The 25,130-nt window shown below is 63.3% G+C and carries 25 protein-coding genes and 1 pseudogene; 15 read left to right on the forward strand and 11 right to left on the reverse strand.

Annotated elements, in window-relative coordinates; translation table 11 throughout:
• Positions 1-2 precede the first annotated feature (2 nt).
• From merF to merE, 4 genes are read left to right on the forward strand one after another with little or no spacing between them, the layout of a single operon-like run.
• On the forward strand, positions 3-248 hold the full coding sequence (gene merF, locus QPK29_RS20525) for a mercury resistance system transport protein MerF (RefSeq protein WP_000654684.1): 246 nt from the start codon (positions 3-5) through the stop codon (positions 246-248).
• Positions 245-1,891: a mercury(II) reductase gene (gene merA / locus QPK29_RS20530; protein ID WP_000136268.1), complete on the forward strand. Its 1,647-nt coding sequence runs from the start codon at positions 245-247 to the stop codon at positions 1,889-1,891. The genes merF and merA overlap by 4 nt, the downstream gene beginning before the upstream one ends.
• Positions 1,892-1,907: 16 nt before the next feature.
• Entirely contained in the window at positions 1,908-2,273 is a 366-nt protein-coding gene (gene merD / locus QPK29_RS20535; protein WP_003465059.1) for a mercury resistance co-regulator MerD, read from the forward strand.
• Positions 2,270-2,506 carry a broad-spectrum mercury transporter MerE gene (gene merE, locus QPK29_RS20540; RefSeq protein ID WP_001087809.1) on the forward strand — a complete coding sequence of 79 codons (237 nt, stop codon included), beginning with the start codon at positions 2,270-2,272 and terminating at the stop codon, positions 2,504-2,506. Before merD ends, merE begins: the two co-directional genes overlap by 4 nt.
• A 52-nt stretch (positions 2,507-2,558) precedes the next feature.
• Here merE and QPK29_RS20545 read toward each other — a convergent pair whose 3' ends face one another.
• The 6 genes from QPK29_RS20545 to merR form a co-directional block, all read right to left on the reverse strand.
• Entirely contained in the window at positions 2,559-3,173 is a 615-nt protein-coding gene (locus QPK29_RS20545) for a recombinase family protein (RefSeq protein WP_000904941.1), read from the reverse strand.
• A 60-nt stretch (positions 3,174-3,233) separates the two neighbouring features.
• Positions 3,234-4,451 carry a TniQ family protein gene (locus QPK29_RS20550; RefSeq protein WP_003465063.1) on the reverse strand — a complete coding sequence of 406 codons (1,218 nt, stop codon included), beginning with the start codon at positions 4,449-4,451 and terminating at the stop codon, positions 3,234-3,236.
• The gene (locus tag QPK29_RS20555; RefSeq protein ID WP_003465065.1) at positions 4,448-5,356 is read right to left on the reverse strand and encodes a TniB family NTP-binding protein; all 909 of its coding nucleotides are present in this window, start codon (positions 5,354-5,356) and stop codon (positions 4,448-4,450) included. Before QPK29_RS20555 ends, QPK29_RS20550 begins: the two co-directional genes overlap by 4 nt.
• 2 nt (positions 5,357-5,358) lie before the next feature.
• Positions 5,359-7,038, reverse strand: a complete 1,680-nt coding sequence (locus QPK29_RS20560) for a Mu transposase C-terminal domain-containing protein (protein ID WP_003465068.1) — start codon at positions 7,036-7,038, stop codon at positions 5,359-5,361.
• 101 nt (positions 7,039-7,139) lie between these two features.
• The gene (locus QPK29_RS20565; RefSeq protein ID WP_449820726.1) at positions 7,140-7,313 is read right to left on the reverse strand and encodes a recombinase family protein; all 174 of its coding nucleotides are present in this window, start codon (positions 7,311-7,313) and stop codon (positions 7,140-7,142) included.
• Positions 7,314-7,455: 142 nt separating this feature from the next.
• Entirely contained in the window at positions 7,456-7,854 is a 399-nt protein-coding gene (gene merR, locus QPK29_RS20570) for an Hg(II)-responsive transcriptional regulator (protein ID WP_371771095.1), read from the reverse strand.
• A gap of 75 nt (positions 7,855-7,929) precedes the next feature.
• Between merR and QPK29_RS33545 the strand changes: the two are divergent.
• The 5 genes and pseudogenes from QPK29_RS33545 (at position 7,930) to QPK29_RS20600 (ending at position 14,085) form a co-directional block, all read left to right on the forward strand.
• Positions 7,930-8,564, forward strand: a pseudogene (locus tag QPK29_RS33545) (mercuric transporter MerT family protein).
• Between the two features lie 7 nt (positions 8,565-8,571).
• Positions 8,572-8,784 carry a GDCCVxC domain-containing (seleno)protein gene (locus tag QPK29_RS20585; RefSeq protein ID WP_371771098.1) on the forward strand — a complete coding sequence of 71 codons (213 nt, stop codon included), beginning with the start codon at positions 8,572-8,574 and terminating at the stop codon, positions 8,782-8,784.
• A 41-nt stretch (positions 8,785-8,825) separates the two neighbouring features.
• Entirely contained in the window at positions 8,826-11,795 is a 2,970-nt protein-coding gene (locus tag QPK29_RS20590; RefSeq protein ID WP_371771099.1) for a Tn3 family transposase, read from the forward strand.
• A 526-nt stretch (positions 11,796-12,321) separates the two neighbouring features.
• Positions 12,322-13,341 (forward strand): DUF6685 family protein, encoded by a 1,020-nt coding sequence (locus QPK29_RS20595; protein ID WP_371771100.1) that lies wholly within the window; start codon positions 12,322-12,324, stop codon positions 13,339-13,341.
• A gap of 102 nt (positions 13,342-13,443) precedes the next feature.
• Entirely contained in the window at positions 13,444-14,085 is a 642-nt protein-coding gene (locus tag QPK29_RS20600) for a DUF6012 family protein (RefSeq protein WP_371771101.1), read from the forward strand.
• 257 nt (positions 14,086-14,342) lie between these two features.
• On the opposite strand, the gene QPK29_RS20605 is transcribed toward QPK29_RS20600, so the two are convergent.
• Positions 14,343-15,035 (reverse strand): hypothetical protein, encoded by a 693-nt coding sequence (locus QPK29_RS20605; RefSeq protein WP_371771102.1) that lies wholly within the window; start codon positions 15,033-15,035, stop codon positions 14,343-14,345.
• A gap of 197 nt (positions 15,036-15,232) precedes the next feature.
• Between QPK29_RS20605 and QPK29_RS20610 the strand changes: the two genes are divergently transcribed.
• From QPK29_RS20610 to QPK29_RS20620, 3 genes are all read left to right on the forward strand, one after another.
• Positions 15,233-15,640, forward strand: a complete 408-nt coding sequence (locus QPK29_RS20610) for a hypothetical protein (protein ID WP_371771103.1) — start codon at positions 15,233-15,235, stop codon at positions 15,638-15,640.
• A gap of 22 nt (positions 15,641-15,662) precedes the next feature.
• The gene (locus QPK29_RS20615) at positions 15,663-16,238 is read left to right on the forward strand and encodes a hypothetical protein (protein ID WP_371771104.1); all 576 of its coding nucleotides are present in this window, start codon (positions 15,663-15,665) and stop codon (positions 16,236-16,238) included.
• A gap of 156 nt (positions 16,239-16,394) precedes the next feature.
• The gene (locus QPK29_RS20620; protein WP_371771105.1) at positions 16,395-16,856 is read left to right on the forward strand and encodes a hypothetical protein; all 462 of its coding nucleotides are present in this window, start codon (positions 16,395-16,397) and stop codon (positions 16,854-16,856) included.
• A 44-nt stretch (positions 16,857-16,900) separates the two neighbouring features.
• Here QPK29_RS20620 and QPK29_RS20625 read toward each other — a convergent pair whose 3' ends face one another.
• Complete coding sequence (locus QPK29_RS20625) at positions 16,901-19,468, reverse strand: hypothetical protein (protein ID WP_371771106.1); 2,568 nt, start codon at positions 19,466-19,468, stop codon at positions 16,901-16,903.
• Positions 19,469-19,599: 131 nt separating this feature from the next.
• Positions 19,600-20,841 (reverse strand): DNA methyltransferase, encoded by a 1,242-nt coding sequence (locus QPK29_RS20630; protein ID WP_371771107.1) that lies wholly within the window; start codon positions 20,839-20,841, stop codon positions 19,600-19,602.
• A 127-nt stretch (positions 20,842-20,968) separates the two neighbouring features.
• On the opposite strand from QPK29_RS20630, the gene QPK29_RS20635 reads away from it, so the two are divergent.
• The 3 genes from QPK29_RS20635 to QPK29_RS20645 all read left to right on the forward strand — a co-directional run bounded on the left by QPK29_RS20635 (position 20,969) and on the right by QPK29_RS20645 (position 23,220).
• Positions 20,969-21,253, forward strand: coding sequence for a hypothetical protein (locus QPK29_RS20635; protein ID WP_371771108.1), 285 nt, complete (start codon positions 20,969-20,971; stop codon positions 21,251-21,253).
• Entirely contained in the window at positions 21,250-22,578 is a 1,329-nt protein-coding gene (locus QPK29_RS20640; protein WP_371771109.1) for a hypothetical protein, read from the forward strand. The genes QPK29_RS20635 and QPK29_RS20640 overlap by 4 nt, the downstream gene beginning before the upstream one ends.
• A 63-nt stretch (positions 22,579-22,641) precedes the next feature.
• Positions 22,642-23,220, forward strand: a complete 579-nt coding sequence (locus QPK29_RS20645; protein ID WP_371771110.1) for a hypothetical protein — start codon at positions 22,642-22,644, stop codon at positions 23,218-23,220.
• Between the two features lie 67 nt (positions 23,221-23,287).
• Here the strand turns inward: QPK29_RS20645 and QPK29_RS20650 are convergent, their stop codons facing one another.
• Entirely contained in the window at positions 23,288-24,112 is an 825-nt protein-coding gene (locus QPK29_RS20650; protein WP_371771111.1) for a hypothetical protein, read from the reverse strand.
• Positions 24,113-24,416: 304 nt separating this feature from the next.
• On the reverse strand, positions 24,417-25,130 hold the full coding sequence (locus tag QPK29_RS20655; RefSeq protein WP_371771112.1) for a hypothetical protein: 714 nt from the start codon (positions 25,128-25,130) through the stop codon (positions 24,417-24,419).

The raw sequence follows: 25,130 nt of genomic DNA on the forward strand, positions 1-25,130 counted from the left end.
TCATGAAAGACCCGAAGACACTGCTGCGGGTCAGCATCATTGGCACAACCCTCGTGGCGCTGTGTTGCTTCACCCCTGTTCTGGTCATTTTGCTCGGTGTGGTCGGCTTGTCCGCGCTGACCGGCTATCTGGACTATGTGCTGCTGCCTGCGCTGGCGATTTTCATCGGCTTGACCATCTACGCCATCCAACGAAAACGCCAAGCCGATGCCTGCTGCACACCGAAATTCAATGGAGTAAAAAAATGACCGAAATCACCGTGAATGGCATGACCTGCACATCCTGCGCCACCCATGTCAAAGATGCTTTGGAAAAGATTCCCGGCGTGAATGCCGCTGTGGTGTCCTATCCAGAAAGCCGCGCGCAAGTCATGGCAGACACCGCCGTGAGCCACAACCAACTGCTGGCCGCCATCGCCGCATTGGGTTATCAAGGCTCGATCCGGGTTGGTGATTTCAAAGATGAACCAAAAATCCGTGATGCACTTGAGGGCGCCGGTTTGCATATCGCCATCATTGGCAGCGGCGGGGCCGCGATGGCGGCGGCGCTGAAGGCCGTCGAGCAAGGCGCGACGGTCACGCTGATCGAACGCGGCACCATCGGCGGCACCTGCGTCAATATCGGCTGTGTGCCGTCCAAGATCATGATCCGCGCTGCCCATATTGCCCATCTGCGCCGGGAAAGTCCGTTCGACGGCGGTATTGCGGCAACTGTGCCTGCGATTGACCGCAGCAAACTGCTGGCCCAGCAGCAGGCCCGTGTCGATGAACTGCGGCACGCCAAATACGAAGGCATCCTGGACGGCAATCCAGCCATCACCGTTTTGCACGGTGAAGCGCGTTTCAAGGACGACCAGAGCCTGGTCGTCCGTTTGAACGAGGGTGGCGAGCGCGAGGTAACGTTCGACCGCTGCCTGGTCGCCACCGGTGCCAGTCCGGCCGTGCCGCCGATTCCGGGCCTGAAAGAGTCACCCTACTGGACTTCCACCGAAGCGCTTGTCAGCGACACCATTCCCGCACGCCTGGCCGTGATCGGTTCGTCGGTGGTGGCGTTGGAACTGGCGCAAGCCTTTGCCCGGCTCGGCAGCCAGGTCACGATCCTGGCACGCAGCACCTTGTTCTTCCGGGAAGACCCGGCCATCGGCGAGGCCGTGACAGCCGCTTTCCGCGCCGAGGGCATCGAGGTGCTGGAGCACACGCAAGCCAGCCAGGTCGCCCATGTGAACGGCGAATTCGTGCTGACCACCGGACACGGTGAATTGCGCGCTGACAAGTTGCTGGTTGCCACCGGTCGGGCACCGAATACGCGCAGCCTCGCGCTGGACGCGGCGGGGGTCACTGTCAATGCGCAAGGGGCCATCGTTATCGACCAAGGCATGCGCACGAGCAACCCGAACATCTACGCGGCCGGCGACTGCACCGACCAGCCGCAGTTCGTCTACGTGGCAGCGGCCGCCGGCACCCGTGCCGCGATCAACATGACCGGCGGCGACGCAGCCCTCAATCTGACCGCGATGCCGGCAGTGGTGTTCACCGACCCGCAAGTCGCCACCGTGGGCTACAGCGAGGCGGAAGCGCACCACGATGGCATCGAGACCGACAGTCGCACGCTGACACTCGACAACGTTCCGCGAGCGCTTGCCAACTTCGACACACGCGGCTTCATCAAGCTGGTCATCGAGGAAGGTAGCGGACGGCTCATCGGCGTGCAGGCGGTGGCCCCGGAAGCGGGCGAACTGATCCAGACGGCGGTGCTCGCCATCCGCAACCGCATGACGGTGCAGGAACTGGCCGACCAGTTGTTCCCCTACCTGACAATGGTCGAGGGGTTGAAGCTTGCGGCGCAGACCTTCAACAAGGACGTGAAGCAGCTTTCCTGCTGCGCTGGATAAAAAAAGGAGGTTTTCAATGAGCGCCTACACCGTGTCCCGGCTGGCCCTTGATGCCGGGGTGAGCGTGCATATCGTGCGCGACTACCTGCTGCGCGGATTGCTGCGTCCGGTGGCGTGCACCCCGGGCGGCTATGGCCTGTTCGATGATGCCGCCTTGCAACGGCTGTGCTTCGTGCGGGCGGCCTTCGAGGCGGGCATCGGCCTGGACGCGCTGGCGCGGCTGTGCCGGGCGCTGGATGCTGCGGACGGCGATGAAGCGGCCGCGCAGCTTGCCGTTCTGCGCCAGTTCGTCGAGCGTCGGCGCGAAGCGTTGGCCGATCTGGAGGTGCAGTTGGCCACCATGCCGACCGAGCCGGCACAGCACGCGGAGAGTCTGCCATGAACAGCCCCGAGCGCTTGCCGTCCGAGACGCACAAACCGATCACCGGCTACCTGTGGGGCGCGCTGGCCGTGCTCACCTGTCCCTGCCATTTGCCGATTCTCGCCATTGTGCTGGCCGGCACGACGGCCGGCGCGTTCATCGGAGAGTACTGGGGTATCGCAGCCCTCACGCTGACCGGTTTGTTCGTCCTGTCTGTGACACGACTGCTGCGGGCCTTCAAAGATCGATCATGAGCGCTTCCCATTGAGACAAACCACGCTGTCGCTACGTTGCCTCATGCCGGCATCAAATTCGGCTGAGTAGCTTCTCGCCATCTGGACGTAGCTCACCCTTGGGTGAAACATGCCGATACAGGGTCTGCCGCGTGACGCCAAGTTCCTGGCACAGGTCGCCGACCTTGGTCTCTGGCTGACCCATTGCCGCCATCGCCAGCCGCAGCTTGGCGGCGGTCATCTTGAACGGCCGGCCGCCTTTCCGCCCGCGCGCGCGGGCCGAGGCTAGGCCGGCAATCGTGCGCTCCGCGATCAACTCGCGCTCGAACTCGGCCAGGGCGGCGAAGATGCCAAAGACCAGCTTGCCGGCGGCGGTCGTGGTGTCGATGGCCGCGCCGTGCCCGGTTAATACCTTCAAGCCGATGCCGCGCCCAGTCAGGTCGTGCACGGTGTTGATGAGATGTCGCAGGTCGCGTCCGAGCCGATCCAGTTTCCACACGACCAGTGTGTCGCCAGTTCGCAACGCCTTCAGGCAGCTCGTCAAGCCGGGCCGATCCTCGCGCATGCCGGATGCCTGGTCCTCGTAAAGATGTACTGGATCGACCCCGGCGGCAATCAGCGCGTCGCGCTGCAAATCGGTAGCCTGGGAGCCGTCCGCCTTCGATACCCGCATGTAGCCTATCAGCATGTCGTACCTGTCACATATACGTTCGATTATGTGACAGTGTGAGCCAGAAAGTTCTCGCCGTCAAAAACTGTCACTTAACCCGTCATTTAGTCTAAGACCTGCAAACGGCCATTCAGGCTCGTAATGTGACAAAAACTCCGGCGGGATGCCCTCCTTGGTGAACGTGGCGCGCAAACGTTCCAGGGATTCGGGGTCGCGTCGCCCGTAGGACGCCAGTGTGAACAGCAAGCGGGCCGTCTCCGGGTTGTGTCGCGCTTCAATGATGGCCTCATCGATGGCCTGGGCTGCTCGTTGCCAGTGGTTGATGGGTTCCGGCTTCGGCACCTTCGCCGGCAGGCCGTTGGTGAAACCAGTGTGCGGCTCCGTCTGAAACAGCGCGGCCTGTTCCCCGCGCGGGATCAGCGCCTTTGACTCGATCAGCGTGATGGCGGTGGCCGCCGCCTCCAGCATCTGCCACTGCACCGCCGGGGCCAGAATCTCGTAGGGACGCCACAGACTCTGCCCGGCGCGCAGCGGATGGCCGCAGCGCTCCCAGACATGGCGGATGCTCGCCGAGCAACTGCCGCAGTGCGAGAGCGGCGTGTTCAGCTCATCAAGCAGGGTGCGCAGCAGCCGGAACCACAAGCCGGCGTGGACACGCCGACGCGGCAGCTCCACAAAACCCGTCGTCAGCGCCTGCCAGGTGCGCCGGTCCATGCAGGCGATTGCGTCATCGGCAGGGCGCGGCGCAGCATCGGCGATTTCCCACTGAAGATACCGGCCGGGCATGCCCCAGTAGGACTCCAGCCAGCAGCCATGCTGCGGGCAGCTCAGCATCAAGGGGAGCTGCCAGACGAGTAGCACAGCTTGATTCGTTGGATCGTTCAGACACTGCGGACACGCCCGGCGAATCGTCTGGCTCGGTAGCCAGGCACGCCAGCGAGTGATGGACCGCACCTTGCGGGTGCGCTTGGGCAGGAGCACCGCGCATTGGAATGTATAGGTTTCCAAGGCTGCTGGTACCGAATCGTCGAGACTGTCGAGCAGCCACGGCACCCAGCCTGCAAGACTCATGCTGCGCAACCGCTCCAGCTCGACGCCACTGCGCTGGCAGAGCGCCGTCAGCAACGACAAGGATGGTGCGGTATCCAGGTCATCAAGTTGGCTGTGACCAAGATCGTGGGCCAGCAGCTCGTGCACGTCCATCTGGTAGCAGGCGGCGACCCGGTTGAGCCATGAGGACAGGGCTTCGCCTTCCTTGGGTGCCGGATGCAGCGGCCAGCGCGGCGCGGACTTCACATCAGTTCCCGCTCGAACTGTCGCCGCCGCTCACTGGGGCCGATGTAGTCGGCCATGCTGAGCGTGCGGTGGTTGATCGCTTCCTCGCCACTCTCCACGGCGGCGACGGCCGCCGCCACCAGCAGATGTGCAAGCTCGCCGATGGTGCCTTCGCTCCGGGTGAGCAGGTAGCGGGCCATGTCCAGCGTGGCAATCGGGGATGGCCGCCGTAGCGGGAGTGACGCCGCGAAGCTGGCCAGCAGCGAGCAGCAGTCCTCATTGGCCTCCCACGGCGGCAGCAGCATCGGCTCGAAGCGGTTTTCCAACTGATCGTCCGAACGGATGGCCAGGTACGCCTCGCGCGTGCCGACCCCGACCAGGGGGATACGCAGCTCGTTGCCGAGGAAGCGCAGCAGGTTGAGGAACTCGCGCCGGTTAACGCTGTTGCCAGCCAGTACATTGTGCAGTTCGTCGATCACCAGCATGCGCACGCCGACCTTGCGCAGCAGGGCCAGCGCCAGTTGCTCCATTTCCGGCAGCCGTGGGCGCGGGCGCAGCGGCGCGCCCATCGCAGCCAGCAGCGCGACATAGAAGCGGATCACCGATGGCTCTGACGGCATCTGCACGACCAGCACCGGGATATGTTCTTGGTCAGCGTCGGTGCCGACCGGGTGCGCCCGCCGGAATTTCTCGACGATCATCGACTTGCCGTTGTTGGTGGGGCCGACCAGCAGCAGGTTTGGCATGCGTTGCTTGTTCGGCCACGCATACAGAGTTTCCAGCCGGTTCAGCGCCTCGACCGCGCGCGGGTAGCCGATCCAGCGGTCGGCGCGAATGCGCTGGATGCGCTCGTCTGCCGGCAGCCTGGCCAAACCCTGTGCCGCTGGCAGCAGGTGGGACAGGTCAATGACGGGATATTCGTCCACGGCTACCACTCCTCGATCTGATCGAACGGTTTGGCCGGCGGCAGGTTGTCTGCCTGCGGGTCAGCCATGTCCACATCCGGCGGTATGGGCTTGGCCGGTGGCTCCGACGTCTTGAGGTGCTGGCGGCGATCAGCGTCGCGCCGCGCCTTGCGCGTGGCCTTCTGGGCGGTGGTCACGATCTCGCGCATCTGCCCGATCATGCGGAACAGCGCCGACTCGTCCACCTGCTCGCGCCCGAGCTGACGCAATTTGGCCAGCGCCTGGCGTTGTTCCCAGAGGGTGACGGCCGGATGGGACAAGGTGCGGTAGTGGATCTCCAGATAGTGCTGACCTTCCGGTTCCAGTACCCAGATGCGGCTGATGTCGCGCGGATCGCGCCGGATCAGGAAGGCGGGCAAGCGCTCGCGCCGGGCAATCCACGGCTTGAGGGCGTCGGCGTAGTAGTGGATGTGGTCGATGACAAAGCCGGTGCGGGTCAGGGTGCGGCGGATCACCGGCAGGAAATCGACCAAAAACGCGGTGGGGCGGGTAACGACGGCCGGGACGCCAACGCGCTCCACGGCCTCGGCCCAGCGCGCGGCCGGCGGCTGGAGCAGGCCGTTGTGCACGGAGCCGTGATAGGTGCCTACCGCCAACGCGAGCCAGCGCTCCAGCTCGCGCAGCGTCAGGGTGGCCATCTTCTCGGAATCGTACTCGCCGCGCTGGCCGGGATTGGAGAAGGTCGTCCCCGGTAATTCGTCGTGGATCATCTGCATCGCCGTGCCGATGATCCGTTCCACGATGCCGCCGTAGTGCGGCTGGCCTGGTGGGCGATAGTCCAGCCGGATGCCATGCTGTTCGCAGCCACGGCGCAGCGCTTCGCTTTTGAACTCGGCCGCGTTGTCCAGATAGAGCAGCCTGGGCTTGCCGCTCATCGGCCAGTCCATTTCCACATTCAGCCCTTCCAGCCAGGGCCGCTTGTCGCAGGCGGCATGCGCGAGGCATAGGCCGACCGAGACGGCGGACGGCGCTTCCAGCGTGACCACCATGCCGAGTACGCAGCGCGTGAACACGTCGATGGCGAGGGTCAAATATGGGCGGCCAATCGGTTGCCGGTCGCGCTCGTCGACCACGATCAGGTCGATGACGGTGTGGTCGATCTGCACCTGTTCCAGCGGCATGGTGACTTCTGGCGGAATGCCACCCGCGCCTTGCAAGGGACGGGCAGCGTCCTGCCCGCCCCGGCTGCGGGCTATTTTCGCCGGGTGTAGTCCGGCAATCCGCTGGGCCACGGTGTTGCGCGCCGGCACCGGCAGCTTCTGGGTTTTGCACGCCTGCGCGACTTCGCGGTGGAACGCCGCCAGGCTGCGTTTCTGCTTGGTCAGGAAGCGCTTTTGCAGCAGCTCGCGGATGATGCGCTCGACCGGTTCCGGCAAGCGCCCCTTGCCTTTGCCGCCGCCGGATCGGCCGGGCGTCAGGTCTGTTACCAGGCCAGTACCCTGCCGGGCGCGACGGATCAGGACATATACCTGTCGCCGGGACAGGCCCAGCGCTTGGGCTGCCTCATCGGCGGCTTCATGCCCGACCACCTCAAGCGCTGCCAGTGGCCCGATGATTTCCGTCCGGTGCCGGGCTTGCGCCCATGCCTCGTCGGGCAGGGTGGCCACGCCTTGCGCGGCAATCGGTGGAGTGTCTGATGTCATGCCCAAACCTCGCTTTGGTGCACACGAGTATTGAGCATAGTCGAGATTGGTGCAGACGACTCCTGATATTGGGCTGTCAGGAGCCGTATGCACACCAGGCGTTACATCCAGTCAGATGGTGCGGTCGTCTTCTGAAAACGACACTGCGGCCGCAAAGTATCTTTACCCGATGCCTTGTCGATGAACTGCTTATCGACCTGGACGTGATCGAGTTGGCGTTCTGGGTTTTGGTCGAAACTGCTGACTCGGATGTAGCCGATGCGTTGACCGTGCAAGATGCGTCTCCAGGTGGCGAAAGTGTCAGGGCAACTCTATGACCCTTTGCGGCACCTGTCAAGAAATTAGGATTTGCACCCTATTCGGACTGATCTATTCAAGCTATCCTGACATAAGGTTAGGGTATAGCCTAACTAGACACTATCCCCCGGCCAGGACGTCGATGATTGGGCAGGTTGTATGGCCGTCACCGGCATCACACTGCTGCACCAGACTGCCTAGTGCCTGCTGCATTGCGGCCAGATCCGCCAACTTTTGGGCGATCAGACCCAGCTTGCGCATGGCGAGCGTTCGCGTCTCGTTACAGGCACCGGCTGCATCCAGCGTCAGTAGCGCACCCACTTCATCCAGCGTGAAGCCAAGTGCCTGCGCTCGCTTGATGAAGCGTACCCGTTTGGCTTGTTCCGGTGCGTAGCGTCGATGCCCGCCCAGCGGTTTGGCCGGCTCGTCCAGCAGGCCGCGCCGCTGGTAGTAGCGGATCGTTTCGATATTTACCTCCGCAGACTTCGCTAGCATGCCGATGGTCAGTTCTTCCGTCATCACATTCCCCTTGATACCGTACTTAGGTACGGAGTGTAGAGTAACACCTGGACAAATCGAACCTAAAAAAACTGTATGGCACTACTTACTGGAAAAGGCTCGTTGATCGCAGGGGTACTCGCCGCTATTGGCGCGTCCGTGTGCTGCGTCGGCCCGCTCCTGCTGCTGGCCCTTGGCATCGGCGGTTCCTGGGTGGGCAATCTGACCGCGATGGAGCCGTACCGGCCCGTCTTCATTGGTCTGACGCTGCTGTTTCTCGGGCTCGCCTTTCGCAAGCTCCACCTGGTGCAGCAGGTCTGCGCGCCGGGCACGTCGTGCGCCGATCCGCGCACGATCCGGCGACGGCGCCTCATGTTCTGGGTCGTTACCGTGTTTCTGCTTGCCTTGCTGGCCGTCCCGTGGTTCGCCCCACTGTTCTACTGAAAGGAAATTCCATGCGCAAATTACTAATTGCCGTTCTCGCCGCGCTGCCTCTGGCAGTGTTCGCCGCTACCCCTACAACCGTCACGCTGGCCGTGCAGAACATGACCTGTGAGATGTGCCAGGTCACGGTCAAGAAGTCGCTGGAAAAGGTGCCTGGTGTGAGCCTGGTAAAGGTGGATTTCGACAAGAAAACGGCCACCGTCACATATGACGCTGAGAAGTCGCAGGCGGAGACGCTGACCAAGGCCACGATGAACGCGGGCTTTCCGTCCAACGTGCAGAAGTGACGACACGATGAGCGCCGTCATTCTTGAATCCGTGCTGACCTGTCCGCACTGCGGGTCTGCCAAGCAGGAGACCATGCCCACGGACGCCTGCCAGTTCTACTACGAGTGTGAGCGCTGCAAGGCGATGCTGCGCCCCAAACCGGGCGACTGTTGCGTGTTCTGTTCGTTCGGGTCGGTGCCATGTCCGCCGATTCAGCAGCAGACCGGGTGCTGCGGCTAACGCATTGGTGTTGGTCGCCATGATCTAGACGCTTCCGTTCGATGCCACGCCGCTCGCTCCTTTCCGAAACCGAACGCGTCAGTTTGTTGGCATTGCCGGAAAATCAGGATGACTTGGTCCGGCAATACAGCTTCACCGACGCGGATATGGCCTTGATCCGGCAGCGGCGAGGCGCGGCCAACCGCCTTGGCTTCGCAGTTCAACTATGCCTCCTGCGTTACCCGGGCTACGCGCTGGCTAGCGACACCAGGTTGCCGGATCCGGTCATCCATTGGATCGCCAAGCAGGTAAAAAGCGAAGCCGAGGCGTGGTCCGAGTACGGTGACCGGGAGAAGACGCGCAACGAGCACCTGCATGAGCTGCGTGCTTACCTGGGACTGTCCGTGTTCGGACTGTCGGACTTTCGCAAGTTGGTGAACAGCCTGGGCGACCTCGCGCTGCAGACCGATAAGGCCATGGTTCTGGCTGCGCATGCCCTCGATACACTGCAGCAGAAGCGCATCATCCTGCCCGCACTGACCGTCATCGAACGGGCCTGTGCCGAGGCGGTGACAAGGGCGAACCGACGCATCTACCGCGCGCTGATCGAGCCATTGGAACGCCGCCACCGGCGCGCTCTGGACAACCTGCTGAACGTCATGCCAGACAAGAGTATCACCTGGCTAGTCTGGCTGCGCCAGTCGCCCATGAAGCCCAATTCCCGCTACATGCGCGAACACATCGAACGCCTCAAGGTGTTCCAGTCATTGGCCCTGCCGGAAGGACTCGGCCGCCAAATCCACCAGAACCGGCTGCTCAAAATGGCGCGCGAGGGTGCGCAGATGACGCCGCGCGACCTTGCCAAATTCGAGGACGAACGGCGCTATGCGACGCTCGCGGCGCTGACCATCGAGGGCATGGCCACGGCGACGGACGAGCTGGTCGACCTGCACGATCGGATCATGATCAAGCTGTTCAGTGCGGCCAGGAACAAGCATCAGCAGGACTTCCAGAGGCAGGGCAAGGCGATCAATGACAAGGTTCGCTTGTTCTCGAAGGTCGGCCGGGCGCTGGTTGAGGCCAAGGACTCTGGCGGCGACCCGTACGCGGCGATCGAGGCGATCCTGCCGTGGTCGGATTTCGCGCAAAGCGTCACCGATGCAGGCAAGCTAGCGCAGCCTGAGTCGTTCGATCACCTGTCCCTGGTTGGTGAGCAGTACAGCACGTTACGCCGCTACACGGCCGAGTTCCTGGACGTGCTCAAGCTGAAAGCGGCGCCGGCCGCGCAGCCGGTCCTCGACGCGATCGACGTGCTGCGCGCGATGAACAGGACCGGTGCGCGCAAGGTGCCTGACGATGCGCCGGCCACCTTTGTCAAGGCGCGATGGAAGCCGCTCGTCATCACCGACGAAGGGCTTGATCGCCGCTTCTACGAAATCTGCGTGCTATCGGAGTTAAAGAACTCGCTGCGGTCCGGCGACATCTGGGTGCAGGGATCGCGCCAGTTCCGCGACTTCGAGGAATATCTGCTGCCGGCGGCCAACTTCGGCGCCATGAAGACGGCGCATGAACTGCCGATCGCGGTCAACCAGGACTGCGACCAATACCTGCATGACCGCTTGCTGCTGCTCGAACAGCAGCTGGCCACGGTCAACCGCCTGGCACTGACCAACGAACTGCCCGACGCGATTATCACCGAGACGGGACTGCGGATCAATCCGCAGGACGCCGTGGTGCCGGACGGGGCGCAAGCGCTGGTCGACCTTACCGGCGGCCTGCTGCCTCGCATCAAGATCACCGAGCTGCTGATGGACGTGGACGACTGGACCGGGTTCACCCGCCATTTTGTCCACCTTAAGAGCGGAGAACCGGCTAAGGATCGCACGCTGCTGCTGTCGGCGATCCTGGCCGACGCGATCAACCTCGGCCTGACCAAGATGGCAGAATCGAGCCCTGGCGCGACCTACGCGAAGCTGTCATGGTTGCAGGCCTGGCACATCCGGGACGAAACCTATGCGGCGGGCCTGGCCGATCTGGTCAATGCCCAGTTCAAGCATACGTTCGCCGAGAATTGGGGCGACGGCACCACGTCGTCGTCGGACGGCCAGCGCTTCCGCGCCGGCGGCCGGGCGGAGAGTACAGGCCACATCAACCCAAAATATGGCGCCGAGCCGGGCAAGCTGTTTTACACCCATATCTCCGATCAGTACGCCCCATTCAGCACGAAAGTAGTCAACGTCGGCGTGCGCGACTCAACCTATGTGCTGGACGGCTTGCTGTACCACGAATCGGATCTGCGCATCGAGGAGCACTACACCGACACCGCCGGCTTCACCGACCATGTGTTCGCGCTGATGCACTTGCTGGGCTTTCGGTTTGCGCCGCGTATCCGTGACCTGGGCGACACCAAACTGTATGTCCCCGGCAAGGTGTCGGACCACCCGGCGCTGCGGTCAATGATCGGCGGCAGTTTAAACATCAAGCACCTGCGGGCTCACTGGGACGACGTGCTGCGCCTGGCCGCCTCGATCAAACACGGCACCGTCACGGCGTCCCTCATGCTGCGCAAACTCGGCAGCTACCCGCGGCAGAACGGCCTGGCGATCGCGCTGCGTGAACTGGGCCGCATTGAGCGCTCTCTGTTCATCCTGGACTGGCTGCAAAACGTGGAATTACGCCGGCGCGTCCACGCGGGTCTGAACAAAGGGGAGGCGCGGAACGCCCTGGCCAGGGCAGTCTTCATTCATCGGCTGGGCGAGATCCGCGACCGGACGTTCGAACAGCAGCGGTACCGCGCCAGTGGGCTAAATCTGGTCACGGCTGCCATCGTGCTGTGGAATACGGTCTACCTGGAGAGGGCTGCACAGGCCTTGCGGGTCTTCGGCAAGCTTCCGGACGAAGGCATGCTTCAATTCCTGTCGCCGCTGGGATGGGAGCACATCAACCTGACTGGGGATTACGTCTGGCGGCAGAGCCGGAAGGTCGACGAGGGCAATTATCGGCCGCTGCGCGACCTCAAGGGTCGGCAGTAGGGCTTAGCGCCCGATTTTTCCCGTTTTCCCTGTTCACCCCAAATAGGGCAGCGGTGGCGTCACCGGCCGCCGTTCCGCTGGCCGCCCGTCGCCGGTGACCTCGGTTGTGCCCCTTCATGGATTGTCCGAATCGGGGTTGGGGGAACCCCAGGGATTGGGTAAAACATGGATTGGCGAGAACCAGTTTTTTGTCCGAAACATGATCCGGGCGAGCCCAGGGGCGCGGCGGGCCTTTTGGATTGTCAGGCACAAGGGGTTTGTCAGGGACCAAGGTTGGGGAGGATCCCGGCCTGGCAGGGACCAGGGTCCGCGGCGGATCGGTACTGCCTGTTTAGTATAATTATCCGACCGTTAATTGCAATTCCAATAGCGGTGGCGCGGACTGGAGACAACCAGAAGAGGGGACGTGCTTCGCACGTCCAGGAAAAAGAGGGCGCGGGTTCCGCCGGCACAGGAGCAATGGTACTGATGTCAAGCAGACGTGGTTGCAACAGCGCAAGTGTTTTTTGTGTCGTATCATACGCATATGACGAAACAACAGGGCCACCTCCCTCTCAGCGACATGAGCTCCTTCATCCAGACCCTCGGCGACCACGTTCGCGAATCCCTCGGCAACCCGGCGCGCCTGCGCCGCTTCCTGGGTGACCGCCCGGACTTCAAGGTCGACCTGCTGGCGCCAGAGGACAACATCGACATGGGTCGCGTGCCCCGGTGGCACCACCTCACCTCGGCCTCGGCACAGCGCCGGCGCGCCGATCGCGTCGAGCTAATGGGCTGGCGCATGCAGGGTGGCCAGATGTCCAGCTTTATCCAATACGACGCGGCGCTGGATAACCTCGTGCGCCGCACGACCGTCCACGCCTGGTCGTGCGACCTCCAGGACGTGCACGGCTTCGCACATTCGAAATCGGATCTTGAGAAGTTCCGCTCGACCGATGAGATGGTCAAAGCCAATTCGCAGGAAATGATCGGCGACGTCTCGATCAGCGGCCTGCGCAAGAACCTGGCCCACGACGAAATCCGCCTGCTGCGCGAGCGGCCGACCGACTGGCTACAGGTGCACCAATGGGACGGGCGCATGTTCGTGGTCAACGATGGCGGCTCGCACCACCTCGCCGCAGCCAAATACATCGCCGGGCGGATCGGCGCACCGGTACCGCTGCGCGCGCCCCTGCATTACTACTCGATCGACCCGAACGCGGTGGCGCTGCTGCGCGGCGATTACGACATCTACCTGGTCAAGGACGAACCCGAGCTCGCGAACGCATTCTTCGATGCGATGCAGTCATACGGCGCCACCTGGCTCTGGCACGACCTGCCGCAGCCGTATGAAAAGGCGAGGGCGGTCTTCCTGCCGCGCGCGGAGGATCGCTCGATGCGCGTGTCCCAGGCCTTCCGCGAGGCCGGGTTTGCCGAGCTCGGCCAGCACCTCGAAGACGTGGCGCGCAGCGGCATGCCGGAAGTCCTGCAGCGGCGCCTGCACAGCCAGTGCCAGGCCGAGCAGGACGAAGAGACCGAGGCCGACAGCGACGCGCCGCGGGCGTGATAGACCAGAGCCCCGTCGAGCAGAAGCGCTTCGCAGGGAGACCAGAAAGCCGCGCCGCTGGCGCGCCGCCCCGGCCGGTAGCCGAGCCACAGAGGAACGACGATGCTGATCCATATCACCCCACGCTTTTACACCGGCAACTACGCAATTCCCCTTCAACTGGTCGATGTAACCGTCGAACCGCTGGGCCTCGTTCTGCGCGATGGCGTGGACCTTGTCATGCGCCAGCCTTTTCCGAACAAGCGGATCTACGTCGCCAGCCGCAAGGCGGGCCGTAAAGCCATGAACGGCCTGCTCATCGATACCGGAACGGCGCGTGTCAAAGAGTTCGAAGTCATTACCCGATGGGCGGTTTTCGCCGACGACGTGGTAACCCATCGCGTGAAGCATGTTGTGCTCGACGACGAATTCGATGCGGTGTCCACCGAAATGGCTCTCTGGCACGCCATGTGCGAAAGCCTGGGCGGCTGGGAGTCGCGCATGCCGGCGCTGCCAGCCAATGCGTCGCCGGCCAGCCATATGCCGCGCATGGCGATCATGCCGGAGGACCGGGACCAGCGAACGGGTGATGTCGTCGATAAGCTGAACGGGGCCGGCATGCTGACGGAGCGCCTTGAAGTGTTCACGATGCCGACGATTCAGCCGGAGCGCCTGCAAAATCGTCGCATGGACCATCGATTGCCGCAGCTGCAGGATGCCTTCATGATCCCACGTGACCAGGCTGGCCAGCGCGCGGCCGCATAATCGGACTGCCGGACAATGCCGAAGGCGCCCTACGACCATGTGAAGCTGCGCGTGACCTGGCACGGTTCCGAGCCGTGCCAGGTCGGCGACGAGCTTGTGACCCGGACCGGCCGGCGGTACCAAGTTTTGACGATGAAGGGCAAGCAATTTGGCTGCATGGTGTTGCCTCCAGCGGCCAGCGTTCAAAGTAAGCAGTGGTGCCTGACGTGGAACAGGTGACGTTAGAAAGCCTTGCGCTACCGAGATCAGGAGGTGCGCTATGCCCGGTGGACGTGATTCAGCCGATGGAGCTGCGCGCGGCCACCGGCCAGCTCCACCAGGACCCGGCCGGTGAGGATAAATACTTGATCGAAGACGTCGAAGGGATCGTCGGCCGCAAGGTGCCCCTGCAGGAGAGCGATGGCGTGCTGGCGCTCCAGCGCGAACGATGGCCAGTTGTCGTAGATGACGAGCCACTGCTCGTCGTAGACGGCGTAGCCGGGCTTTTGGGCGCTGGCCACCTTCCTCCCGATGAAGTGCGCCATCGCCTCGGCCCAGCGCCGCTCTACCGAGTCACCAACCATTGGCGGCGGGAACCTGTTCTCCTCGATCTCCTTCAGTAGCTGCTTGCGTGACTTTCTGGGCTCACCGACCACCGCCGGCATTACCAGGTGGACTCCGCCGCCCAGGGCCGCGCGCAGCCTGCTCTCGTGTGCTGTGTTTTCCGGCACCGCCTCCGTGTGTTCGATCCCTATCGACCGGCCGCCCAGCTGCAGGGCGAAGTCCGGCCGCTCCCGTTTTGCGAGCTGCAGAGGGAAGTCGTCGGAGCAGAGCGGGATACTGCCCAGCAGGTGGACGACCGAATATAGCTCTGGCGTCTCGCCGCGCGGCGCTGGGTGCGGCGGCACCTCGAAGTTCAGGCCGGGCAGGCGATCGTGTAATTCATCAAGCGTTTGGGCGGTGAGCAGCATGGTGTAGCCGAGGAGCGCGGAACCGACATGATAGGGCATGGCGGCGGCCCCGAAAACCGGCGCAGCGTCCCGTCGAGGCATTTTCCACGTCAGGAATCTAACACGTTTCCTTGTGAGAACGGGCAGGCGCTACATAGAATTGCCATATAACGGAACAACAAGCGCCGCCGGCGCCCGAAAACATGAAGGAGCACCTGATGGACACCCGCTATATCGACGCCGAGCGCAAGCTCGCCGCATCCCTCGAGTGGACTGAAGCCGCATTTGCCGGCGCCGTCGACGAGCCATCCTGGCGCACCGTAGGCCTGACGCCGCGCGCGATCGAGCGCTCGTGCATCCCTGCATGGGCACGCTCCAACGACGACTGCGTGACCTTGATGATCGAACATGTCTGCTTCGTTCACAAAGAGAAGACCACCGCTGGCGAGTCGGTGATGGTGGCCCGCTGGCACGACAAGCACGGCTTCGTCGAACGCATATCCGTGCCGATTTCCGACCACGCCAGCGAAGCTGCCGCCTTCCGATACGCCGCCGTGCTGGGCGTGACGTCGAAGGTCGACACCGAGAGCCGCGCTCGCGAGCTCGGTGAGATGGTCGCCGCATGAGCGCGGAGAAGGCTTGATACAGATGAAGACCTATACCCTCGAACAGCTGGCGTACTTCACGGACAGGGGCATGGACCGGCGGGTGATGCTACGGTCGATGGTGGCGCTGGGCCTGGACGAAGACGCGAGCTTTGCCATCCGTTCAGCAGACGCCACCCGAGACGGCGACGTCGTCAGCCTATACTGGGACTACGGTGGCCAGTATGGCGCGCAGCTGGAAGCGCTCATCGACTGGCACCTGGCCCAGGAGCCCGATAATTCTCGCAACGTTGCCGCCGCGGGCGCGCCAACGTACGCGCTCGGCCAGTTGGCTTGGATTCACGCGACAGGGATGTTCCAGAGCGATGTGGCCCGAGACATGCTGGCGCTGGGCATCACCGGCGGCGTAGCGCAGGACCTGGTGACGTCTGCGGCAGCGCACCGCACGGTCATCGGCGTCTGGAAGCAGCATGGCCAGCGTCACGCCTTGGCGATTGGGACATACCTGGCCAAGCGCCTCGAATCCTACCGAGCCGGCTGGCCACACTTCCCGGCCGCCAAGACATCGGACGTGGAGCAAGGCGTCGACGAGCTGGCAGAGAGCGCGCCGACGCTGTAGGCGCTTGCTCCAGCGAGTGGGTGAGGCGGGTGCGAAAAAATAAATCCCATCTGCTATTCAAATAACCGGACCTTTCAGCCCTCTCTGGGGCCGACAGGCGCCGTACCGTTCCTATACTTTCCTGGAACACTCCTCAACCCACAAACTGGAACCACCATGCGCTCTACCAAGTACACGAAAATCCCAACTGCCCGCCGCCAACTCCTCACTACTGCCATCACGCTGCTGCTCTGCATTCTCTTCTTCTATTTCTTCAACCCCGACGCGCAGCTTTCGGCCGAGATGAAGCGCTTCATGAACCGTGCTGGAGCCGCCTCCATTATGGAAAGCGGTGTCCTGGGGGCCTTCGGCCTCATCTGGGCGGCGAAAAACGCCAGGAATCGCCACCAGGCGGACCGGTACCTTCGGGAGCATGTCGAAGCGATGCGCCGCTTGACCGGTCAGGGCAAGGACCTTGCCGCGATTGCTTTGTTTCTCGAGCAGGCCGACCAAGACATGGTTGAGGCGGCCGAGGTGAGCGCGCTCGCTTCGAATTTCGACAAGACGGTTGCCAAGGTGGGAATCGGGGCACTTGCCTTCCTGGTCGCGGGAACAATCTTGCAGTTTTGGGCCGCTTGACCCTGCTGGCGCTCTCGGCCGGCTGGTCGAAGAGCGCCATCATCTCAGGTAGCCTGCTGATGTAGCTGGCCAGCGCCAGTATCCTCGAACAGCTGCGCCAGCGGCACAGTGAACGCCCGGTCCCCGAAGCCCAAGAAAGCATCGAAGAGCGTGAAGCTCAGGTGGGTGCGCCGGACCTCCCGCGGCCGGGTGTAGTTCGCCACCTCCCATTTCTTTGCGCGAGCCAGGTCGATGCGCCGCTGGCAATTACCGACGATCGCATTCCCCGCATGCACGGCCGAGACATTCCTGCGCTGCTTGAAGTCGGCGGACGCCGCAGCGCCCTGCCAGCAGAATGCGTAAGTCTGCGCGACCGAGTAGCTGGTAAGCGCGTTTTCGATCATGAGCATCGTTTTTTCACCGGTTGGCATCGGCAAGGTCCGATCGTCAGCGCAATGCCGCAGGTACGCGAGGCACTCGTGGGCAGCCAACTCGCGCGCTACCTCGGGCGCCTGGTCCCGCCAAGATTCTGGACCGCCACCAGTCAGGCAGGCCTGCTCGATCTCGCGAACGAGCCGCATCGTTGCCGCCGGCAGCTCCCAGAACAGGTCCTGGAGCACGTAGGCAGTGACCCGCGCCGGGGACTGCTCGACGGTGAAGGCAGACGCCGGCGTCTGCCGCGAGATCCTCACCACGCCTGTACGTAGGAGCCGGAACAGCGGTTGCAGGAGCTCTGGCGTCGGCGCGAACGGATGCTCGCTCGCACCAAAGGGCTCGAGCTCGAGATCCTGCTCGGCGCCACTGCACGCTCTGTACAGCGCCAGCAGGTACAGGGCCTCTTGGAGAGTGAGCTCCGCGATCGAGGTCGGCGTCTCCATGTCCTGGAACTCCTCGATTGCCCGGTCGATGATGATCCGCTTTCGGGCGTCGAACGGAACGAGCATCAGCTGGTTCGCGCACGCGGCCGCGTGGTGGTGATCCTGGGCGAGACATGCTTCGTACCCGGCCAGCGCCTGGTCAATGCGTCCGACGTACTGGCAGGCGAGGCCGTAATCGAACCAGACGACCGGCGTCGGCTCGGCGCCGGCCGCCCGGTGCGCATCCACGATAGCATCCATCAGCGTGTGAAAACGCGTGTGTAGCTTGTGTTGCAGCAGCGGCGTCCGCAAGTAGGTCGCGGCGATTTCATATAGGTGATCGACCAACCAATCCCCCTGGCCGCGCGTGCCGGCGGCGAACGCCTCTACCATGCCCTTCGCGAACTGGTCGACCACCTGCTCGTCGTTGAAAGGCTCATCGTCGAAGATTGAATCGTTGTCGTAGGCAGACCAGGTTGCCGGCGCCTCGGCCGCGCGCGCCAGCTCGAATCGTGCGAACGCCCTGCCGGCGTCTACGAAATGGCCGGTATCCATCGCCGCCCAGCCGACGTGACGCTGGATGAAAGGGCTTGCGCTCTCTTGACCTGCGGCCAGCGTAAGCTCGGTCGCCTGGTCGGTCGACAGGGTCGCGTACGGCCCGTCATGGCTCGCGTACAGCACCGTCAGGAGCGCCCGCACATCGGTGTCGGCCACGGCCCGTAGGATCTCTTCCCGCAGCGGCACGAGGTCGGCGGACACCTGGTACGCGATCGACTCCGCGCCGACGGTGATCAGCACCAGGTCAGGATCCAGAGGGGATGGCTGGTCGACCACGGCCATGACGCCATACCGACAGAAAGCGGCTGCCAGCGCCTTGGCTGCGTCCGCGATCGCGCCGGCGTCGCCGCGGGCTACACTCACCTGCAGCAGGGCCTTTGTCGCATGCAGCGCCACCTCGCGCTCGTGGTCGTCGTCCAGGTTCAGCGACGCGACGAGTGCCTGGAGGCCGGCAGCCGCACGGTCGAGATCACCGGCAAGGACATGGACATCCGTCTCTACCAAGGCGAGTGCGAGTCGATCCGGGCGGCCGCTGGCGCTGGCCAGCCGGCGCACCAGCGCCAGCGCTTCCGGGTGGCGCGCAAAGCTCAACAGGATCTCGTGCCCCTGCCAGAGGTCCTCCGGAGCGGAATCGACCGGGGCCGCCGCTTCGCGCACCAGGGCGCAAACGTCCGCTTCCGGGGCGCCGGCCGCCCATAGCGCGCGGGTGTATCGGCGTCGAAGCGCGACCTCTGCGGGGAAGCTCTCCCACCCCTTGCGCAGCGCCTGCAGGCGCAGCACCGGGTCGATCACGTGAACGTCGGCCAGTTCATAGAAGTGGGGGGCCGGGTCAGGGAGAGCCAGCAGGGCACGCACCAGACGGTCGATTTCTGCGTCCCGATCTCCGGCACGGCTGTTCATGCCAGCAAGGCAGCGAATCAGCGCCAGCAGCGGCAACGTTTCGCCGCGGCGCGCAGCCTCTCCCAGATATTTCGCGCCGGCGTCCCACTGCTTGAGATGGGAGCAGCACCATCCCATCTTGGCGCGCAGGCGCCAGGATGCGCCACGTGCAGCTCGGTAGGACGCAAAGGCGTCGGCATAGCGGGCTTGCGACAGGGCCAAGTCGCCCTCCAGCTCCAGGGCGATCCGGTCCGGAACCCCGGCCTCGGGCGTAGGCGGGGCGTATCCGGTCGCCAGGACAGAGGTGAGAGGGGCAGGATCGGGATGCGCAGGGATCATGTGTATCGGTGCCGTGAACGAAACTTGTCGACCGCGATATTACCGCGTGTAGGAGAGAGTCATGTACGTCAAGGTGGCCAGCAGGACCGGCCCCAAGGCTTGGCGCCGGTCCTCCGCCAGCGAGACGCGCATCACCCGGCGCCGCGCACTTCTTCGAACCCTGGGTTGATCTCGAACCCAGGGAACTGCCGGAAAAGCTCGGCGCTCGGGCGGATGTAGTCGAGAATGTTCTCGGTCACCATCCAGCGACGCCCCAGCCGCTCCGCCGCCAGTCCGGTCTTGAGGGTACCGCCGAACATGTCGACCACCAGCTGGCCCACTTCCGTCAGAAAGCGGATGAAGAAATTCGGGATCGAGTGGGGGAACGGCGCGCCGTGCGTGGCGAACCCCAGGTCGCGCGCACGGCGGCGGTGCGCGGCCGAGTCGGCGCACTGGTGGCCAAAGGCCAGGACGTTGCGAGGGATCGCGCCTGCCGTAGGGTTCCCGAAGCTGCCCGGATTGATGCGATAGGCGCCGTCGCCGAAGACCGCCTGACGCTGCTCACCACCACGAGCGATTAGAGCCGCGTGGCGTGCGCTGTGCGGCTGCAGGACACGGCGGTTGTCCGCGTTGACGCGCAGCGGGTCTGCAGCGAACCAGTACACCGGCTCGTATGCGACGTTGACCTGCACGCGCTCTTTGCTCGCCCACTGGATCGGGCCCGGTGGTTTGCTGGCGTTGTGCCAGACGAAGCGATCCATCAAATGCAGGCCCAGGCGATCGCAGATGGCCAGTACCAGGCGCTCGTTGTAGGTGGAGCGCGCGGGGCTGCGGCTCATGAAAATGTCCTGGCTCACATTCAGCACTATCGACCCTTCCGGCGCCAGGTTCTTGACGATCGGCTCCAGCGAGCGGACGACGAAATCGACATATTCCTGCTCGTTGACGTTGCCGTAGGCACGCGCGCAGCGCAAAGGGTAGGGCGGCGACGTCAGCGCGAGCATGATGGGCTGGCCCAGGTGCGGGTAGACGTCTTGGTTCGAACCCCAGATGGCCACACCCAGCTTCGTCGAGAACGCGACCATCTTTACGCTGGACTGGCTCCTCTTGAGTTTTCGGCCCGCCTCCTCGGTGAGGCGCCAAACGCCCCGTGCATCGGGCACTTTTTCGATGACGCCCATCGCGCGCAGATCCTGCTGGTACCAGCGCACGGCGCGCTTGATAGGGCTGCGCTGCGTGCGCGCCTTTCCGATCGGGACGGTTGCGTTCATGGCGCCGATGTCGATGCCTGCGCGGTCGGCGACTGCCCTGTAGAGGGCGTCGTTGGTCAGTTCGCCATCACTCGCGCTGGCGTAAGCGCCGGTGATATGGCTGAAGAGGTCGAGCTGGTTCATGGATGAGCTAAAGCAAGGATTCGATGCCTCATTTTATGGATCGACACCTAGGTCTCACAAGGAAACGTGTGATGTTTTATAGCAACGATGTAGAATTCACAAACGAACAGCACGTGCACTCGAAACCATGCCCATACCCAGCCAGCCGTCCATCCACGCGACCGTCGTGTTCGCACAAAACAAGCCCGGCGCCATACTCAGCATTCCGCCTTTGGGCGTGCCGACGACGTTCGTCATGCGGGCCGGCGGCTTCTTCACGGCCGAGGGGCGCGAGCTGGTGATCTCAGACGCCCAGGCGCGCGCACGCGTGCTCCGAGCCTTCGAGGAAAACACCGAGAGCGTGTTCGTGGTCGAGACCGGGCCTCTGGGCTTCGTTGCGGACTATCCGATTGTGAAGGAAGGCCAGCCATGAGCGCGCAGCTGAGCCGTTTGCAAGCGTTTCTCGCTGGCGCCGGCGAGCTTGAGGTCGTCGCGCCAGCGCCAGCAATTCGCCCAGATTACTTCGGCCGGTTTGCCAAGCTGATGGGCGCTACGGTCGTAGTCGCGCATGTCGCTTCGGCTGCTGCTGCCGGCCCGGCTCCACAGCCCGCGCCAGCAGCAGCAGCGGCGCCGGCCACCGCCGCAGCGCCGACCGCGCGCGATCGCGCCTCTACGCAGGCATCGATCATTTCGGTCAAGAAGATCGCCGCGCGCTACCTTTCGGACGGCCACTCGCCCCTCAAGCCTGTGATCACGATGATGAACCCGGAAGAGGAGCCGGACGTCGGCCCAACGGCATCGGCGCTTCCCGGCGACAAGTGCGTCATCGAAGGGGTTCGTACCGACTACGGCAAGACGAAGCACCTGGCGACGATGGCCGGAACACCGGAGCAGCGCGCCCAGGTGCTGGTACACGAGAGCATGCACTGCCGGCTGGGTCCTGCGCTGCTGCGCTATGTGGCGCACAACCCATCGGCGGCCAGCTTCGCGGTCACGTTCAGCGAATCCTCCGCAGACGCGATGGCTATCCTCACGACGGCCCGGAAGGACGGTGTCCCGGCGGCGCTGGCCGCGCTCGACCACTGGTATAAAATCCGCGAGACAGAGGCGGCATCGCCTGACTCGGATGGCCTACACGACTCTCGCGAGACACTGAACCGCATCCGCGAGCTGCTGACCACAGCGCCGGAACGGATCGACTCGGACGGCGTGGCGTTCGCTCTGGCGATCACGGAAGGCTTGGCCGGCGCCTCGAAGACGTACGCGGCCGCGCTCCCATCCGAGCGCAAAGACTACATCGCCAGCACGGAGTTCCAGGCCCACATGGCTGGTTTTCACCAGGCGGTGGAGGAGATGGCGCACGGGTATCTCGAAGGCCCGTATCAACTTGGCGCGCCCGAGATTACCCTCAACGACCAGACCCTATCATCGGGTGCACCGCCCGTGCCGAGCGCCTGGCAACTGCTTGCGATGAAGCTGGGCGGGCAGCCGTTCACGGCCGCGGACCTGCGCCGGCAAGTGGAGGCGATAACGGGCTCGTTCATCAATGCGGCTGGAGGCTCGACCTCGCAGATGCTGACCGCCACCGCGCCAGCGCCGGCGGCAGCGCCAGCAACACTCGTTGGCGCGGCCGGCGCGATCGCCCGCCTCAAGTCGCACCTGAACTCGATCTACGTCGATCCGGTACCAGTCGTCGAGACCCAGGTTCCTGACCTCGACAACCGCTCGGCTATCGAACCTGGCCAGCCGGCTATGTGACCACCGCAATCCGCGGCTCGATCGCGCCATGTCCCTGTAGAATCTCACCGTTGTGGAATGAACATGAACCAGTCCCCCCATTTCGTCACCGTCTCTGTTGGAGCGCGATCGCCGTTCCCGGCACTTCCGGCCGACCAGCTCACCGTCATGATGTCGCTCGCTCAGTCGAATCCCGTGGTGATCGTCAGCCTGCCTGACGTCACGGACGAAGACATCACCAACATCAAGGCGCCACCTCAAGCCGTGGCGTTACGCCGGTCCGCCAAGATGCCGGCCGGCGCGCTCCTGTTGGTACTTAAGACGAACGAGGAGGAGGTCTGGCCCATCAGCGTGCCCTTCCTGGACGAAGCGATACTGATGCGCTCTTGGGCGCGTACCCAGACCGATAGCAACATCATCTTGCTCGTCTTGGTAGACGCCCAAACCCAGATCGTCCGCGCCCAGCGCACGATCGGGCTCCCGCCCAGGCTATTGGAAATGGTGCGTCAGGGGATTTTGCAGGCGGTGCACATTGATCAGCGCGCAGCGATGGAAGAGCTGGCCGGGCTGGACGACCACACGATCTGGTCGCAGTCGACATGCTGGCAGGACCAAGGCGACGAGGACTTTACAATGGTCGCGGAGGCGCCCGTCCATCCATAAGCGCCTCCGAGCCGACGGGCAAACTCGGCCGCCGCCCGCGATCGGTTGCTAATCAGAATTAAGAATTTTAATATGGGATTAGCCAGCTTTCATCGGGCACATGCCCGGCTCTCGTCGCCGCGTTGTAATACTGCGTTAGGCCGGTGATCGCTTGGCGCAACGCACTTCCAGGCGTATCGTTCCAAGGACGGCTTGTACGATACCCGTCTATTTGCATCGGAGTTTTGATTACGTGGCTCTGGGAGAATTCAATACCAAATTCACCTCGCCTGAGGGAAATCGAGATCTCGGTTTTAAGAGATCCAACACGAACATAAAAAGTATCTTTTACGCGACGCGATCCTGTAATCAACTCATCTTTTAGAGCGGCTGCCATCGTCCAGCCTTCACCGAAATCGACAAGCCCACTTGTCGAGATAGCTTCTTTTTCTACTGGTCGATAAGTCGTTACCCCTTGGGCTCTATGCTGATTGCTGAACGGGTATTGGGTAATGTCGCGTGGGGCTCGCGTTCCAATCGCACCGCGTTCGTTTTCGGCAACATGCTCATCACAGAGGTAAGGGCACGTATAGTCCTGCTGGTCAAAAATTCTGACGCCATCTGTCCGTTCATAAAGGTCAAACAGCCGGACTTCGACAGCTGCATCTCTCGTGCATCCATGGACGGCACAGCCCAAACGGACGGTGTGGCCGTCATTCAGTTCGTCGAGCTTGATACCACCTTGCTGCTTGATCGCAGCCGAGAGAGAATGTTCGTTGTGGCCAAAAATCGCGGCAATCGCCTTATTGGCTAAGGTGTGTTGGATTTGAACTCGCGTGTGCTCCTCGAGGAAGCTTGCAAGTCGACGCGCCATAGAAGCACGCGTCTTGGAAGAAATATTCAAGAAGGTCATAAAATTCCCATTAGATTTTATTACCGCACAAGACGGAGCTTCCCGTTGTCCGTCTGCGGATCTAAAAGGAACGGATCTGCATGACGCATTTGATTAGCAGGTTTTCCGTACCCCGTTGCCGAGGTGGGAAGAGAACGCTTTCTGCCGGCGCACAACAATGCTATCAGATTTCGATAAGTTGTGCGCTTGAGCTTTCACTTGCCGCTGTTGCGTACTGCCTCGCTGTGCCATCTGTTCGGCCGAGCCCGGCCTTGATGAGTCTGCGATAGCCGATCGCGGCCGCACATGGCGCAAGCCCGAGCGTTCATATGGTTGGCGCGCACACTTCCTCGTCATCTGCAGGTACGCTCGTCTCCACCAAGCCGTCGGCGAGGCCGGCCAGGCGCTCTTGGTGCTCGCATGCGATCATGAAGCGCGCCGCGGCTTCAGCCTCGGCCTTGGCAGTGGCCAGTGTTGAAGGGCAGGTGCCCATCAACGTGCCGTAGCGGCTGCCGGACTTCCACACCGTCTGCAGGCAGCGCTCACCGTCGAGCAATTCCCACTTCCCGCCGTCATCGTGCGCACAGCGGCGCCATTCGAAATCCGTGAAGGGAGCGAACGAGCACACCTGCGCGGCGATCGCGCGCACCATCGCCCCCAGATCGCCGGCGTCGGCGCTGCTAAATTCCATACGGCCGTTTTCGCCGAAAGCCGGGTCGGTGCCCCAGAGCGTTGCGCCCTTCTCGTCCGCGCAGGCGCGCAGGAACTCGACGGTGGGACGGTAGATCACTTCGCCCTCCTTGATACTGGACCGGTAGTTGATGGCGTGGGTGAAGCAGATCATCTTCATGCCTTTGGCGACCTGGAGCGGGCGCAGAGCCAGCAGCGCGTCTCCGTACATGCGATCCCGATCGGCCGAGAGCACGTAGCCGGCCGGCACGCGGTCCCGAAGCGCCTCGATCAGCAGTTGACGGACCAGGTCGGCGCGCGCGTTGAAGATGTGCTTGTACTCGGCAGGGGTGATGTTTTTGTCGAACAT

The sequence above is a fragment of the Massilia orientalis genome (assembly GCF_030411975.2).
Classification (GTDB): domain Bacteria; phylum Pseudomonadota; class Gammaproteobacteria; order Burkholderiales; family Burkholderiaceae_D; genus Telluria; species Telluria orientalis.

Excerpts from the sequence above, each read along its gene's own strand:
- QPK29_RS20635 (WP_371771108.1), top strand. The coding sequence starts at position 20,969 with ATGCCCATACCCAGCCAGCCGTCCATCCACGCGACCGTCGTGTTCGCA.
- QPK29_RS20590 (WP_371771099.1), top strand. The coding sequence starts at position 8,826 with ATGCCACGCCGCTCGCTCCTTTCCGAAACCGAACGCGTCAGTTTGTTG.
- QPK29_RS20640 (WP_371771109.1), top strand. The coding sequence starts at position 21,250 with ATGAGCGCGCAGCTGAGCCGTTTGCAAGCGTTTCTCGCTGGCGCCGGC.
- QPK29_RS20620 (WP_371771105.1), top strand. The coding sequence starts at position 16,395 with ATGCGCTCTACCAAGTACACGAAAATCCCAACTGCCCGCCGCCAACTC.
- QPK29_RS20655 (WP_371771112.1), bottom strand. The coding sequence starts at position 25,130 with ATGTTCGACAAAAACATCACCCCTGCCGAGTACAAGCACATCTTCAAC.
- merR (WP_371771095.1), bottom strand. The coding sequence starts at position 7,854 with ATGACGGAAGAACTGACCATCGGCATGCTAGCGAAGTCTGCGGAGGTA.
- QPK29_RS20650 (WP_371771111.1), bottom strand. The coding sequence starts at position 24,112 with ATGACCTTCTTGAATATTTCTTCCAAGACGCGTGCTTCTATGGCGCGT.
- QPK29_RS20560 (WP_003465068.1), bottom strand. The coding sequence starts at position 7,038 with ATGACATCAGACACTCCACCGATTGCCGCGCAAGGCGTGGCCACCCTG.
- merE (WP_001087809.1), top strand. The coding sequence starts at position 2,270 with ATGAACAGCCCCGAGCGCTTGCCGTCCGAGACGCACAAACCGATCACC.
- QPK29_RS20605 (WP_371771102.1), bottom strand. The coding sequence starts at position 15,035 with ATGCTGCTCACCGCCCAAACGCTTGATGAATTACACGATCGCCTGCCC.
- QPK29_RS20625 (WP_371771106.1), bottom strand. The coding sequence starts at position 19,468 with ATGATCCCTGCGCATCCCGATCCTGCCCCTCTCACCTCTGTCCTGGCG.
- QPK29_RS20645 (WP_371771110.1), top strand. The coding sequence starts at position 22,642 with ATGAACCAGTCCCCCCATTTCGTCACCGTCTCTGTTGGAGCGCGATCG.
- QPK29_RS20545 (WP_000904941.1), bottom strand. The coding sequence starts at position 3,173 with ATGCTGATAGGCTACATGCGGGTATCGAAGGCGGACGGCTCCCAGGCT.
- QPK29_RS20615 (WP_371771104.1), top strand. The coding sequence starts at position 15,663 with ATGAAGACCTATACCCTCGAACAGCTGGCGTACTTCACGGACAGGGGC.
- merD (WP_003465059.1), top strand. The coding sequence starts at position 1,908 with ATGAGCGCCTACACCGTGTCCCGGCTGGCCCTTGATGCCGGGGTGAGC.
- merA (WP_000136268.1), top strand. The coding sequence starts at position 245 with ATGACCGAAATCACCGTGAATGGCATGACCTGCACATCCTGCGCCACC.
- QPK29_RS20610 (WP_371771103.1), top strand. The coding sequence starts at position 15,233 with ATGGACACCCGCTATATCGACGCCGAGCGCAAGCTCGCCGCATCCCTC.
- merF (WP_000654684.1), top strand. The coding sequence starts at position 3 with ATGAAAGACCCGAAGACACTGCTGCGGGTCAGCATCATTGGCACAACC.
- QPK29_RS20630 (WP_371771107.1), bottom strand. The coding sequence starts at position 20,841 with ATGAACCAGCTCGACCTCTTCAGCCATATCACCGGCGCTTACGCCAGC.
- QPK29_RS20585 (WP_371771098.1), top strand. The coding sequence starts at position 8,572 with ATGAGCGCCGTCATTCTTGAATCCGTGCTGACCTGTCCGCACTGCGGG.
- QPK29_RS20595 (WP_371771100.1), top strand. The coding sequence starts at position 12,322 with ATGACGAAACAACAGGGCCACCTCCCTCTCAGCGACATGAGCTCCTTC.
- QPK29_RS20600 (WP_371771101.1), top strand. The coding sequence starts at position 13,444 with ATGCTGATCCATATCACCCCACGCTTTTACACCGGCAACTACGCAATT.